The organism is Paenibacillus senegalimassiliensis (assembly GCF_001486585.1).
Taxonomy (GTDB): domain Bacteria; phylum Bacillota; class Bacilli; order Paenibacillales; family Paenibacillaceae; genus Fontibacillus; species Fontibacillus senegalimassiliensis.
This window is the reverse complement of sequence record NZ_LN909046.1, coordinates 1-14,227: the sequence shown is the minus strand read 5'-3', so window position 1 is coordinate 14,227 and position 14,227 is coordinate 1. Positions and strand designations below refer to the sequence as shown.

At 47.7% G+C, this 14,227-nt stretch carries 9 protein-coding genes, 9 tRNA genes and 2 rRNA genes; all 20 read right to left on the bottom strand.

The genetic code is table 11. The features are described from left to right. Positions 1-31: 31 nt before the first annotated feature. Complete coding sequence (locus tag BN3279_RS14190) at positions 32-706, bottom strand: ABC transporter ATP-binding protein (protein WP_059051855.1); 675 nt, start codon at positions 704-706, stop codon at positions 32-34. Further along, positions 703-2,313 (bottom strand): ABC transporter permease, encoded by a 1,611-nt coding sequence (locus BN3279_RS14185; RefSeq protein ID WP_232436858.1) that lies wholly within the window; start codon positions 2,311-2,313, stop codon positions 703-705. The genes BN3279_RS14190 and BN3279_RS14185 overlap by 4 nt, the downstream gene beginning before the upstream one ends. Before the next feature lie 42 nt (positions 2,314-2,355). Beyond that, on the bottom strand, positions 2,356-3,480 hold the full coding sequence (locus BN3279_RS14180; protein ID WP_059051853.1) for a Fe(3+) ABC transporter substrate-binding protein: 1,125 nt from the start codon (positions 3,478-3,480) through the stop codon (positions 2,356-2,358). 148 nt (positions 3,481-3,628) lie between these two features. After that, on the bottom strand, positions 3,629-4,693 hold the full coding sequence (locus BN3279_RS14175; RefSeq protein ID WP_059051852.1) for a Fe(3+) ABC transporter substrate-binding protein: 1,065 nt from the start codon (positions 4,691-4,693) through the stop codon (positions 3,629-3,631). A gap of 3 nt (positions 4,694-4,696) precedes the next feature. Further along, a complete protein-coding gene (locus tag BN3279_RS14170; RefSeq protein WP_059051851.1) occupies positions 4,697-6,133 on the bottom strand; it encodes a HAMP domain-containing sensor histidine kinase in 1,437 nt (478 codons plus the stop codon). After that, positions 6,130-6,807, bottom strand: a complete 678-nt coding sequence (locus BN3279_RS14165; RefSeq protein ID WP_059051850.1) for a response regulator transcription factor — start codon at positions 6,805-6,807, stop codon at positions 6,130-6,132. Before BN3279_RS14165 ends, BN3279_RS14170 begins: the two co-directional genes overlap by 4 nt. A gap of 189 nt (positions 6,808-6,996) precedes the next feature. Then, positions 6,997-9,474 (bottom strand): family 43 glycosylhydrolase, encoded by a 2,478-nt coding sequence (locus BN3279_RS14160; protein ID WP_059051849.1) that lies wholly within the window; start codon positions 9,472-9,474, stop codon positions 6,997-6,999. 68 nt (positions 9,475-9,542) lie between these two features. Further along, positions 9,543-10,610: a GntR family transcriptional regulator gene (locus tag BN3279_RS14155; RefSeq protein WP_059051848.1), complete on the bottom strand. Its 1,068-nt coding sequence runs from the start codon at positions 10,608-10,610 to the stop codon at positions 9,543-9,545. Positions 10,611-10,757: 147 nt separating this feature from the next. Further along, on the bottom strand, positions 10,758-12,818 hold the full coding sequence (locus BN3279_RS14150; protein ID WP_059051847.1) for a GxGYxYP domain-containing protein: 2,061 nt from the start codon (positions 12,816-12,818) through the stop codon (positions 10,758-10,760). A gap of 283 nt (positions 12,819-13,101) precedes the next feature. Continuing rightward, positions 13,102-13,181 (bottom strand) — tRNA-Leu (locus BN3279_RS14145). An 8-nt stretch (positions 13,182-13,189) separates the two neighbouring features. After that, positions 13,190-13,263: transfer RNA gene (locus BN3279_RS14140), tRNA-Arg, on the bottom strand. An 8-nt stretch (positions 13,264-13,271) separates the two neighbouring features. Beyond that, positions 13,272-13,346: transfer RNA gene (locus tag BN3279_RS14135), tRNA-Gly, on the bottom strand. A 21-nt stretch (positions 13,347-13,367) separates the two neighbouring features. Beyond that, a tRNA-Lys gene (locus tag BN3279_RS14130) sits at positions 13,368-13,440 on the bottom strand. 50 nt (positions 13,441-13,490) lie between these two features. After that, positions 13,491-13,567: transfer RNA gene (locus tag BN3279_RS14125), tRNA-Asp, on the bottom strand. A 16-nt stretch (positions 13,568-13,583) separates the two neighbouring features. Next, positions 13,584-13,657 (bottom strand) — tRNA-Met (locus tag BN3279_RS14120). Positions 13,658-13,672: 15 nt separating this feature from the next. Beyond that, positions 13,673-13,748: transfer RNA gene (locus BN3279_RS14115), tRNA-Val, on the bottom strand. A 21-nt stretch (positions 13,749-13,769) separates the two neighbouring features. Beyond that, a tRNA-Glu gene (locus BN3279_RS14110) sits at positions 13,770-13,844 on the bottom strand. 5 nt (positions 13,845-13,849) lie between these two features. Continuing rightward, a tRNA-Asn gene (locus BN3279_RS14105) sits at positions 13,850-13,925 on the bottom strand. A gap of 8 nt (positions 13,926-13,933) precedes the next feature. After that, positions 13,934-14,050 (bottom strand): 5S ribosomal RNA (gene rrf / locus BN3279_RS14100). Positions 14,051-14,104: 54 nt separating this feature from the next. Further along, positions 14,105-14,227, bottom strand: a 23S ribosomal RNA gene (locus tag BN3279_RS14095); the annotation flags it as partial.

Here is a 14,227-nt window from a genome sequence, read left to right as displayed (position 1 = left end):
CCTCCTCGGCGAGAACCCGCTCCTGTGAATTTTACGTGTCCTCAGTGAGAACTTCCTTTCTGCTGTCCTTCGGGAGACGGAGAATTCGGCTACAAACTGTATCGATATCGGCCTCGTCGTGGGACACAAGCAGACAAGTCATACCTGCCTTCGCCAATATTTGCTTCAGGTCAGTACGAATGTCCGCTTTCAGATCCGCGTCCAGATTGCTGAACGGCTCGTCCATTAGCAGCACTGACGGCTGAGGTGCTAACGCTCGCGCCAATGCCACACGCTGCTGCTGCCCGCCGCTTAGCTCGTGCGGATACCGCCGTTCATAAGCCTCCATCTGCACAAGCTCCAGCATCTGCTCCAAGCGCTCGAGCCGCAAATGCTTCTTGAGCTTATGCAGTCCAAAGGCAATATTCGCAGCTACTGTCATATTGGGGAACAAGGCATAGTCCTGGAACACCATTCCGACACCACGCCGCTCAGGTTCCATGAAGACCCGTTCATCCACCATCAAGCATTCATCGATAGATATGCTGCCGCTCTCCGGCATCTCAAGTCCGGCAATCAGTCGCAAGAGCGTACTTTTGCCGCTTCCGCTGGCTCCGAGAATGCCCATGATGTCACCCTGCTCCATTTGCAAGGATAATTCGTCGATTACAGCGGGCTCCTTGGGAGCAAAACGAAACGTGACATGGTCAATGTTAATATAACTCATATGGACCTCCTCTCCGGATTAAGGATGAACAAGACCGTTACCAATCCAATAAGCACCAGCAGCAAGGATGGCAAGGCTGCCTCGAAGACGCGTTCATCCGTAGCATACTGGTAAGCACGGGTAGACAACGTGTCATAATTAAAAGGTCTGAGCAGGAGCGTCAAGGGTAATTCCTTAATAATCTCCACAAAGGTCAGCACAAAGCCGCTTAACAGCGAACCCTTCAGCAGCGGGAGCTCTACGCGTATAAAAGTCACCAAGCTGCTGCGACCAAGCGTTCTTGATGCTTCCGAGTATGCACGTGGTATTTTCTCATATCCCGACTCCAAAGCACTGTAGCCCGTGGCCATATAACGAATAACATAACCTGTTAACAACATGGCCAGGGATAGGCTAAGCACAAGGGAGCCTTCGCCGAGTCCCAGCGACCCGTACAGGGGAGACAACCAGCCATCCAGTACCGTGAACACAGCAAGTACGCCAATCGCTATAATTGCACCAGGCACAGAATACCCAGCGGATATTAGTCTGGCCAACGCTTGCATAAAAGGCGAATCGATCATTCGTACCGCCCGGGAAGACAACAAGGCCACCAGCAATATCAGGGCTGTAGCAATCCCGGCCCCTTGTAAGGTATTCAGAGCCAGTTCAGCAAAGTCGGAACGCCATATCTTCGCCCCGTACTGGACAGACCAGGCGATTAACTGGATGAAGGGGGCGAGGAAAGCAAGCAGGAGAAGAAGTCCACAACTCATACATGCTACCCAAGCCGCTGCTCCCTTTAAGGCCTTTGGCTTGAGCGGATGAGTCTGGCTGGTGGTATCCGAATAGCGCCGATTGCGCCGCAGCCAATGCTCAAGGATGAACAGACTAATTACACCAATCATCAACCATGCCGCAAGACGCATCGCCGACGCCATATCGTACATGCCAAACCAGGTCTGAAAAATCGCGGTTGATATGGTTTGTACTCCAAAATAATTAGCCACTCCGTAATCGCTTAACACTTCAAATACGACGAGCATCCCGCCCGCCATAATCGCCGGTCTCGCCAGCGGTAGCACAACCCGGATAAATACACTGAGCGGTCTGTGTCCAAGCAAGCGTGCATTTTCGATGTAAGAAGCACTCTGACGTTCCAGGAAAGCCCGAGTAATCATAAATACGTAAGGAAATAGAAATAAGGTCAATACGAACACCGCCCCGCGCTCGGACATGACCTCGATAATTCCTGGTGGCAGCACAATGCCGAACCGGTTGCGAAGCGTCGCTTGAATAATACCGGTATAGCCGGTCATCATACTGTATGTATAAGCGGCTATATAAGGCGGCATGGCCAAGGGCAGCGCAAGGGCCCACTTGAATACATTTCGCAGCGGGAACGTATATCCCACCACAAGCCAGGCAAATGCAACTCCTATACAAACGGCAAAAAAGGTGGTCATAACCACCAGCCTGGCCGACCCTAGCACATAATCCGTTAAGAGAAACTGCTTGACCGTGCTCCAATTGTCATTAGGGGGAAGAAATAAGCTTAGCAGCAGATAAAGGATGGGCAGCAGTATCACTGCCGCCCCGGTCATGCTTGTTACCGTCCATCCGTTCACGTGCCGCTTGAGGTTTCTAAGAAGCAGTGCTATCCTCATCGACTACTTCCATCCAACCTTGTTGGCAATCTCCACGGCCTTCGGATTTAATTCGCCATATTTAGCAAAGTCAATATCCTGGCGTTTGAAGTCTCCCCAACTCTTCAGCAGTTCTGGCAGTTCCGTCTCCGCGTTCACGGGGAACTCAAAATTCGCTTGTGAGATTTTGGCCTGGGCTTCCGGTGCAGTCAGGAATTCGAGCAGCTTGATGGCATTGTCTTTATTCTTGCTGTGCTTGATCAGCCCCGCCCCACTAATGTTTATGTGAGTACCTGTGGTGTCCTGGTTCGGGAAGAATACGCCGACCTGCTCTGCCACTTTCACCTCTTCAGCATCCTCTGAAGCAAACATTCTCCCTACATAGTAGGTATTCATAATCGCTACATCACCTACACCCGAGACAATCGCCTGCGCTTGATCCCGGTCTCCTCCCTCTGGCTCGCGGGCCAGGTTAGCGGCAATACCGGCTGCCCAAGCCTCTGCCTCTGCCTCACCCATGACCTCGATAAACGAGGCTAATAGCGATTGATTATACAGGTTTGTAGAGGATCTCACGGCAACTTTGCCCTTCCATTTGTCCGTAGCCAAATCCTCATAGGTAGAGAGCTGGCTTGGATCAACCCGATCCTTGACATACACGATTACCCGGGCTCGCGTCGATAAGCCAACCCATTGATTGTCCTTGTCCCACAAGTCTGCAGGAACCTGCTTGTCCAGCACATCCGAGACGATTGGCTGAAGAATGTCTTCCGTCTTAGCTGTATTCAAAATACCACCATCTACCGTAATGAACAGGTCCGCCGGGCTACTCGCTCCTTCCCGCTTCAAGCGCTCAATCAGTTCAGGCGCCTTCCCTTCAACCACATTCACTGTGATTCCGGTTTGTTCCTTGAATGCATCATAGAGCTCCTGGTCTACCTCATAGTGACGAGCTGTATAAATATTAACCTCGCCGCCCGTTTGGGCAGGCTCCGTATTGGATGATGAAGCAGGTTCCTCCGTTTGAGCCGATGCGGGCGTATTACTGCTGCCTTGCCCCGTATTATTGCCTGCACCACATCCTGCTAAAAGAGCGATGACAAGCATACATGAAATGGTTAATACAATCGAACTGCGTTTCGTAAACATTTACCTTTTCCTCCTCCATCATTTTCGGATCTCATCTTCGAGAATGAGAATCACTATCAATAAAATTCGCTTACTAAGAATTTTAGCAATCGAAAATGAGAAAACGATGTGAAAGAGGAAAATTGTCATTTTCTAAATTGACAATTGTTTATTTCCAACCCACTTGGTCAAAGATATCGGCTGCTTTCTGATGCAGGCGGCCCAATTCCGCAATGCTCACAGGCTGACGTATAAATGACATCCAGCTACGCAGCAAGGCTGGCATATCGGCCTCTGCATTTACCGGGAATTCATAACTTCCTTGGACGAGCATTGTTTGTCCCTCGGGGCCAGTCAGAAATTCAGCCAGCTTAAGGGCATTTTCCTGATTAGGAGCGTATGCGGCAAGCCCTATTCCGCTTATATTTGTATGAACCCCCGTTGTTAGTTGATTGGGGAAATACACCCCTAAGCCTGCGGCAATCTCCAGTTCCTCCGGATCGCTTGAGGTCAGCATTTGGCCCACATAGTACGTATTCATAATAGCTACGTCCCCTATCTTTGCTGCAATGGCCCTGGCTTGCGCCTTATCTCCCCCCTCAGGTTCACGGGCGAAGTTGCGCACGATTCCCGCCGCCCACTCCTCCGCTTCCTGCTCTCCATACAAATCAATAAACGAAGCCAGCAAGGATTGATTATACAAACTCGATGAGGAACGAACCAGCAACTTCCCTCGCCAGCGCTCATGGGTCAAATCTTCGTAAGTGGAGAGCGATTCTGGATTTACCCGGTCCCTGGCATAGACTATAACTCTGGAGCGCGCCGTCATGGCTAGCCAGTAATCGTCCGGGTCACGCCACTCTGCCGGAACATTGTCCCGCAACACATCAGACGACATGGGCTGCAATACCCCGCTCTCCTTGGCTTCATTAAGAATGCCCCCATCCACAACGATTAACAAGTCCGCCGAAGAGGCCTGTCCCTCCCGCTTCATGCGTTCAATTAACTCTTCCGCCGTGCCCTTGACTTCATTAACCTGAATTCCCGTGCGTTTCGTGAATTCCTGAAAGACAGCCCGATCTACTTCATAATGCCTCGCTGAAAATACGTTTACGCTGGGCCGATCACTTTGAAGCTGCTCATCCTGCTTTAAAATACAAGATGATAAAAAAACCGCAATGACTAGAAGCGGAATTATCAGCCCTAAAACGCCTCTCTTTAGCCAGAGTTTCATAGACTATTCCCCCTCTCTTTTATCTATATAAGGCTGGCAAGGAAATGAAAATGTCACCGTCGTCCCTTTCGACACTTCACTTTGAATCTTAATCGTACCATTATGATGATCTACTAGTCGCTTGGCTATGGCCAGCCCCAAACCCGTCCCGCCTTGTTCCCGACTGCGTGCCTTATCCGCCCGGTAGAATCGCTCCGTAACATGGGGCAGGTCCGCCTCAGGAATACCTATGCCATGATCAGTGATCTGAAAGAATGCCCGTTGATCGCACACATCCCCGATAATGCTTATTGACGAGCCCGCTGCTGAATACTTGACTGCATTATCCAGTACAATCATCAAGATTTGCTCAAGATGCCTTTCGGGTACAAAAATTTCATACTCTTGCAAACCGGTCAGCAGGGTTTCAAACGGATAGGCCGGGTATAACTGCTCCCACTCTCCAACCAGATTAAGAATGGTCCGATCCGCTCGAATTGTCACCTCATCTTCGGCAGGGCTCGCCTTCTCTGTTCTCGTTAGCGTCAGCAGATCCTGAACAAGAGCTTTAATTCGCTTCAGTTCCTGATAAGAAATGTTTAAGGATTCTTCCAGCGCCCGAGGGTCCTCCTTCCCCCAACGAAGCAGCAAAGACAAATGCCCGTCCATGATGGCAATCGGGGTCCGCAATTCATGGGAAGCATCCTCAACAAACTGACTTTGCTGAGAAAATGAGCGTTCCACCTGATCCATCATGCCGTTGAACATTTTCATCAAGGCTACCATCTCATCTTCTCTGTCTGGAATCAACATTCGCTCCTGCAAGCCTTTGCGCTCAACATCCTTCATCGTTCTGGCCATTGCCTGAATCGGCTTCAATACTTGCCTCGCCAGTATAGCTCCCCCCAAGCCACTGAGGACAACCGCCCCCAGGCCCGATAGCAAAAACACCCGCAGTATAGCATCGGTCAGCTTTTCGAATTGGTCTATATTTTTGACAATCTCCACGGTTCCGTTAAAGGAATGAATGACAATGGGACTTCTCATCACTAGCAGAGAGTGCCCACCGTGATTGGCAACGACCACTTCTGTCCTGGAATTCGGTACGGGAGGAACGGAATATTCGGCGATCCCATCAGAGACGGTAATAATTTTATTGCCCTGTTGATCAATGACCCTAATCAATTGGTCGTTCTGATTCTTCTTGTCCAGATAACTGCGTATTCGCGGTAATTCCTCTTCCGTAAATCCAGCCTCTCGCTCCAGCAGGCCATTCAAGATATCGTTCATCTTGTGCTGCGCTTGTGCCTTCTCCTGACCCAGCATCCATTGCTCGACAAAGATATATTGCACGGTATTATAAGCGATAAATAACACCAAGATCAGAAAAGCCGACCACAAGGTAAGTGTCCATTTGATCGGCAGACGCAACAGCACCTGCTTTAACCTATGTAAGTTCATGAGTTCATCATATAACCGACACCACGAATGGTTCGGATATATCCGTCTTGCTTGGAATCATCTATTTTATTACGTAAGTACCGGATATACACATCAACGACGTTCGTATCAACGGCGGCTTCGAATCCCCACACCTTATCAAGGAGCTCCTCCCTGGTCATAACGCGCTTTGCATTCTCTACAAGGGTGGTAAGCAAGTCAAATTCCCGCTTAGTTAGCCCGATTTCCGTGCCCCCTCTTCTAGCGATTCTTAAGTCCCGGTTAATAGATAAATCCCGAAATAACAGCAGTGCCTGAGATTTGCTGGTATGCTCCTCCTGTCTTCTGAACACCACCCTCATGCGGGCCTTCAGTTCTTCAATAGCAAAAGGTTTGGGCAAGTAATCATCTGCTCCACAGTCCAGCCCCATGACCCGATCTGTAATACCATCTCGGGCTGTTAGCATAATTACAGGAGTTTTCTTAATCGTACGAATTTGCCGGCAAACCTCCAGCCCATCCATCTTAGGCAGCATTAAATCCAGCAAAATAACATCCCAGTCCTCGCCAAGAGCCAGATGAAGTCCCGTGGCACCATCATAGGCTAGCACAACCTCGTTCTCTTCTCTTCGCAGTTCCATCTCAACGAAGCGTGACAAATGCTGTTCATCCTCAATAAATAAAATCCGTTTCATTACATCCGGTTCCTCTCAATGCGGTTCTTGAAATCCTTTACTGATTTAAATCATAGTATAGCTTAAAATAAAGATAATGAGAATCATTATCATAAATTCAAGACATAGAAGGGGCACATACAACAGCAAAGAGAGATAGCCTTTTGGAAAAGGCTATCTCTCTTTATTCGTTGCTTTGTGCTGATCATGTTAAGGGTAAATCTTCACATTATCGAACAAAGTCTCTTTATATGCTGTTCTTAGCCCAATTTTCCCATGTGTAAATGGTTGGGGAGAATGGTCATTGTAATCAATCTTTGGCATCGACATATCATCCACATATACCTTGATATTGGTTCCGTTGACTACTACTTTTAATTTATGCCACGAATGAGTATCAAGCGGTGTCGCAAATTCAGCCAGCTTGCTCCAGTTGAAATTTTGTTTGCCCAGATACACCCCATCTGTTCTGATGTAGGCATAATAACCTTGTAAGAAATCTCCATTATTCTGTCCAAGCTCCAGCCCATTAGCTGGATTAGTACCCCTTATAATAACTCCGGCATCTCCATCGCTTTCAAGCATTTTGACATCGGCTTCAAGGGTATAATTTGCCCAGTGATTCTCACCGGTCGTCGTTTTTGCAAAGGTACCACCCGCCGAATGGTATTGACCATCTGTGACAGACCAGTTCCCCTCCCAACGCTTCCAACCCTCGCTATTGTTATCATTAAAATCGTCATTCCAGTTAGGTACTTCCGCATAGCGATGGAATTCCATACTGGCAAAGTCTGCTTCGCCCGTAACAAATTCAACCCGTAATTCTCGGAGCCCTTCATTTAATGTAACGTTATGAGTCGTTATCGATCTCCACTCATCCCAGCCACCTGTATTGGGAATAGATACAATCCCGGTTAAATCCGTATCCCCATCCCAGACACGGATCTGTACACCATCCATTGTGGTAGCCATACGGAATGTAATATCGTAAGCTCCCGAGTCAGCAACATTTACGCGATACTTCAACCATTCACCCGTCTGGTTCCAACCGACATTGAAGCCGCCTTGCGGATTTTCCCGTATATCAACCGCGTCATTCCGATACTGACCGCCAATATTGGCGGGAGTAGTGTCATGGTAGCCAACTCCCTCACCACCACTCATATAATGAACGGCCTCGATTTTACCCGGTATAGGCTTATATGCCTCCCATGCACTACTTCCTCCAGCCTGATTGCTGAATGCTACATATCCAAAGTCAGCATGGGTATCCTCCGACACGTAGCCGATCTGTCCTCCCTCCAGATTCGCTGCTCTGGTTACCTTCAACATCTGATCTACATAAATTTTATAAGTATCTGCTGATTTTTCTACACGAAGATTATGCCACTTCTTGTGGTCAAAGTCCGCAGGCAGTCCTGCATTCTCCCAGCCTTGTGAGACCCCGTTAATTACCAGATGGGTCTCTATTTGATTGTTCTTCGAGCTCAGCATGGCCACACCATAATTGTTCTCATCCACATAGGAGAAAGTCACGCCATACCTTGGAGAAGCACTGGTTCCCCGATTCATTTCCTTCATATGAAATTCAGCGGTAAAGTTAGAGGCCGTTACTGCCTTAGTAATTTGCTTGTATGGCACTGTAGTTCCGATGGTATCCTGCCACATTAATTCTTGGTTATAGATCCCCCAAGTCCCTCCGTTTACGTTCTGCCAGTCCAGTCCCACGGTTGCCCGATCAAATCGATCTTGGAAAACCGGCTGCGCAGGATCAGGCTGAGAGGTTGTCGTAGGTCCAAGCACTACCATTTTGTCGCCATTCCAGACCACTCGATCAAAATTGATGCTGCGGATAGGCCATCTTTCTGGTGTATACCCTTTCCAATCATGATAGAACATGTAGGTAGAATCCAGATCTGGACCTACAACCAGGCTATTATGCCCGAGGCCAATGGTAGGCCCCTCTGTGGACACAAGAACCGGATTTTGATTGCTCGCAGGAACAAACCCGGTTAACGGATTGTCACTTACTGCATAGTCAATACGGTACGCCGGACTGTGGACATGATTACCCGTATAGGTCATGAAATATCGGCCATCACGCTTGACAACCGTCGCTCCTTCTGTCCAACCTCCACTAATAGAGGCTCCCGTATCATGACCTGGTCCAAACGTATAGGGATCACTCATCTGATGAGCAACCATCTGTCCATGCGCCGCACGGTAGAAATACCACTGACCATCATCATCTATGAATACATGGCCGTCAATCGACAGCCCTTTATTCGGTGTTTGAACCGTAAAGGGACCGGTCGGACTTTCGCTTCGCAGCACATAATGGCCGCCTCCGCCTGGTGAGGTATACATATAGAAATAACCGTTCCAGTAAATGACTTCAGGCGCATAGGCCGCCTTGGTCAAAGGATCGGTAGCCACCAGCCCTTCATATGTCCAATCAACAAGGTCTGTAGAACTCCATGCTTTAATCCCAATCTCAGAGTCCTTCGTACTGACATACAGATAATAGACTCCTTTAAATTTTAAAACGTAAGGATCACCTGAACCATAAGTCGGCCACTCCTGATCTAGCGACCTGGGATTTTCATAGGCGGTTGCCATTGTTGCAGGCAACATCAAACATAAGGCCATAATAAAGAGCAGTAATTTGGATTTTCTCAAGAACCTCATTCCTCCCACTCCAATATGATATCGCTTTCATTTTGCGTATATATCATACCATCGTGAGTAGAGCAATTTTATACCTTATTGAGTATATTTTTGTGGAACAACTTAACCGGAACGGCAATTCTTCTTGGATCATGCTTGCCTTGAATTTGCTCGACCAGGAGTTCGACAGTAATCCTGCACATGTCCTCAACGTTCTGCTTCACATAACTGACGTCCGCCAAATCAGATTGATCGAAACTGACCAGTTCCGGCTTGTAATTGGGCTGTTGACTAATTAGATTCATAGCTCGATGAGTGTAATCTGTCAGCTCTGCATTGCACGCAAAAATAGCTGTAATATCTAGATTGTCCTCTAGAAATTCCCGAATGATAGAAATGCCTTTGCCTGAAGCAATGTCCTCGATATTCAGGATGCACCACAGGTTCTTGTTAATAGGTAAATTTTTCTCCAAGAACGCCTGTTCAAATCCCGCAGCCCGATCTGCGGTAGCCGTATTGGTTACCTCCACAGTGATAAAGGCGATCTGCTTATGGCCCCTGGTCAGCAAGTCATTAATGGCACAGTAGGTCCCGTTCATATTGTCGGCCGATACGCTATAGGTCTCGACTTCCTTCATATAACGATCTATTAACACGAGAGGAAATCGATTCAGGCTGAGCCTTAAAATATCGTTATTATACATTTGTTGCTCAATAGGGAAAATAATCAGGCCTTTCACCCGGAGAAGTATTAAATCCTCAATAGCCTTACTTTCCTCGATGGCCGACTCCTGTGTAATTCTGACCAGCAAATAGTAACCTTGCTCCCTAACATTTTGTTCAATTGCGCTCATAATCCGCTGGTCCACTTTTGTTTTCATGCTAGGTAAAATCAGTCCAATAACGCCTCTATGAATATCACCAGAAGGGGATTGTTCCAGAACTTGATTCACAAAAGTTCCCTTTCCACGGTACCTTACCAACACGCCGTCCTCCGTTAAACCGTTAATTGCATTTTTGGACGTAATTCGACTCACATGGTATTGCTCGGCAAGCTCTTGCTCCGAGGGTACTCGATCACCCGGCCTCAGTTGTCCCGACCTAATCAGAAATCGAATGTCTTCTTGTATCTTCTTATAGAGTGGAAGTGATTTCATGAGGATTCCCCCGTTTTAGTTGAATTATATCAAATATGGAAATCCAGCGTATATCAGATTATTAATGAACAAAACAAAGAACCCTGATCCTACAGAAGAGGATCGGGTTCCTTATTAGTACCAGCAGAGATAGTTTTACATTCAGCTCTAGAGATTGTCCTCGTTAACATTCGTTGGGGCAGGACCTGGTTGAATAGGCAATCCATAATGCTCTCTTACCAGTTGGAAGTAGTTATCTGCTCTAACAAATTCAATATTGCTATTAGAGCTGAAATAATCAACTACATCCACAAAATCCTGATAACCCACATCCCACGGATTCGCTTGAATGGTCACAAATCTCGGGGCCGAACCATCCCAACCCGCAATTGCATTATTGATTTCCAATTTCAACGTATCATAGGAATAACAATAGTTGGCGTTCAATACTTGGCTTGGCAGTGAATTGTCAAATACAGTAACGTTGCCACCGCCTCCACCCTGTGCTGTCATCCCGAGCAAATAAGGGGCGTTCTGAGCAAAGCTGTTACCCACATTAGGATTCGTCGCACCAACAATGGTGTTCCAGATTGTCACTACCTTAAGACCTGCACGCTCCATATAATCTCCGGATAGTGCAGTGTACTCGTCAAGGAAAGTTTGGTTATCCCAATAGTTAGGGTACGTATAACCTACACCGCTTGGTCCAGCAATGAGTGCATCGTTTGGTGTTGCTGTATCATACAAATAATCCAGCACTCCAGGCATAGCATCAAGCATCGCTGGGGATACGGTCCAACTGAGTGGAACCTCTCCTCTGTTAGGAGCATCCCAAATGCTCTTGAAGCGATGCTCCATATATTGCAGATTATCGCCATCACTTAGAATGAGCGAGATATAAATTTTATTATCCAGATTAGGCTTGGTCGGGACGGGCTTAACATCCACGTTCCGTGAGGTCCCCCCGAACACAGTAAGATTGGACGAGAAGTCACTGGCAATGGTGGAAATACCATATTCGGATGCCGTTTCAACCCCACGTTGTTCCGCAGGCCACCAACCCATGTAAATCCCACTGCCGTAAGGCATATCATCAAAGAACTTACGCAGCAATGTGTTCTCTGCCGGGACGTCCGGATCAAGCCAGATAACCGCCGATCCTATTGCAGTTGCATAATCTCGAAGAAATCCCGTAAGATTCGGATTCAGTCCTACAATCAATCGATGTGGCAGCGAAGGCCAATAATTGTCGTATAAGTCCTCATACACTTCGATCTTGTTGGCATATTCACCCCGCAGATCATCCAATATCGGCAGATTATAAGGTGCTGAGGTTAGTTTGCTTACCAAGCTCGGGGGCGCAACAATTCCATCATTCAGCGATGCAATCGTTGTCGCCAGGTTCAACGTATCCGGCACCTGATCATCATAAACTACGATACCATCCACTTCATTCAGATATTTGCTGAGTAGCAGCCAATTATCTGGTACATCGGCATAACCAAGTCCTAGCGAGTTAAGCCAGTTCTCCCTGCCTTCTTCGCCTCTGACAGCATTATCATACGTATAAATTCTTGGCTCTGTGCGGTTTACAATCCCTTTGAGTGTCGTGAACAAAGCCGCCTCGGCAGCATTGCTCAGGGATTCCGTCCCCACATCCCTTACTTTGATGTAGGAAGCCCCATGCCAATAAACTCTAAACTCCAACCGGTGCCCTACATTCTCATTCGTAAAAGGCAGATAAAACCGCTCGTAATTGGACGTATATGTCCAATCTTGTCTTCGAATATCTTTGGTGGCCAATACCTCACCGGTATCGTGATCTCTTACATCAACAGTGACCATAATGTTGTTATCAGCGGTATTATTGTCAATAATCATATCAAAAAAGGCTCTGTGTTCACCTACCGGAATGTCTGTGGCGTAAGGCCCATAGACCATATGATGAAATGGCTCATCAATATTTACTTGAGCAAGCCACCCATCCCCATCCAGTCGGCCTGTATTGTGTCTAATTTGCGTTCCGGTCGCGTTGTACTTGAATTCTGTTAACAATTCCATGACGTCAAGCGTTGGAGCGGGTGAAGAGAATGACGGGAGCAACTGGTCTGATGGCCAGCTCAACCCTGCCGCCTCAGCCTGGGGTAACCCAGCCGGCGGTACAATAGTAATAACTAAAGCAACCCCTAAAAATACAGCCAACCACTTCTTCTTCCAACGAAATTTCATGCTCACCTTTCTCCTCCTTTGAATTTGGACTAATGAGCCTTACTCCTCGCCATGATGAAAAAGAAAATTATGCATTAAAAATATATCACATATATCAATTATAATAAATAATACTTTAGCATTAAAAAATAATTATTTTTTAATCGAAATATATAGGCATATGATGGCATATACTCCATTTCAACATGCTAGTTAAGGAAAAAAACAAACATTTGCTATATTAGACATAAAAAAGAAAAGTTTGTTGGAGTTAACTCCAACAAACTTTTCTTCTAACTAATGATGCCGGTGAAGGGACTCGAACCCCCACGGTTTCCCTCACGATTTTGAGTCGCGCGCGTCTGCCAATTCCGCCACACCGGCGAGTAAAACGCGCCCTAAGAGATTCGAACTCCTGACCTTTTGATTCGTAGTCAAACGCTCTATCCAGCTGAGCTAAGGGCGCATATCATATGGAGCGGACGACGGGAATCGAACCCGCGACCCTCGCCTTGGCAAGGCGATGCTCTACCGCTGAGCCACGTCCGCAAAATAATAAAGTAAAACTTATGAGCCATGAAGGACTCGAACCTTCGACACCCTGATTAAAAGTCAGGTGCTCTACCAACTGAGCTAATGGCTCGTACAATGTACGACCATCCCTTATCAGGATGCAGAATTGTAAAACAATAATGGCGGAGCCGACGGGATTCGAACCCGCGGTCTCCTGCGTGACAGGCAGGCATGTTAGGCCTCTACACCACGGCTCCACACTAAGTATTGCAATTGCGGGGGCAGGATTTGAACCTGCGGCCTTCGGGTTATGAGCCCGACGAGCTACCGGGCTGCTCCACCCCGCGTCAGTAAAAGTCTTATGGTGGAGGCTGAGGGGCTCGAACCCCCGACCCTCTGCTTGTAAGGCAGATGCTCTCCCAGCTGAGCTAAGCCTCCGATTCTGGGTTTTAATAATAATGGTGACCCGTAGGGGATTCGAACCCCTGTTACCTCCGTGAAAGGGAGGTGTCTTAACCCCTTGACCAACGGGCCATGAATGGCTCCCCGAACAGGACTCGAACCTGTGACAACTCGATTAACAGTCGAGTGCTCTACCAACTGAGCTATCAGGGAATATGTTCGCTTGGCGGCGTCCTACTCTCCCAGGACCCTTCGGTCCAAGTACCATCGGCGCTGGAGGGCTTAACGGTCGTGTTCGGGATGGGTACGTGTGGAACCCCTCCGCCATCGCCACCAAACGGTTCAAGCGTTTAATCGCTTGAAAACTGGATACGAAACAAATTTGCGTTATTTTGGATAAGCCCTCGACCGATTAGTACCTGTCAGCTCCATACATTGCTGCACTTCCACCTCAGGCCTATCAACCTCGTCGTCTTCAAGGGGTCTTACTAGTTGGGAAATCTCATCTTGAGGGG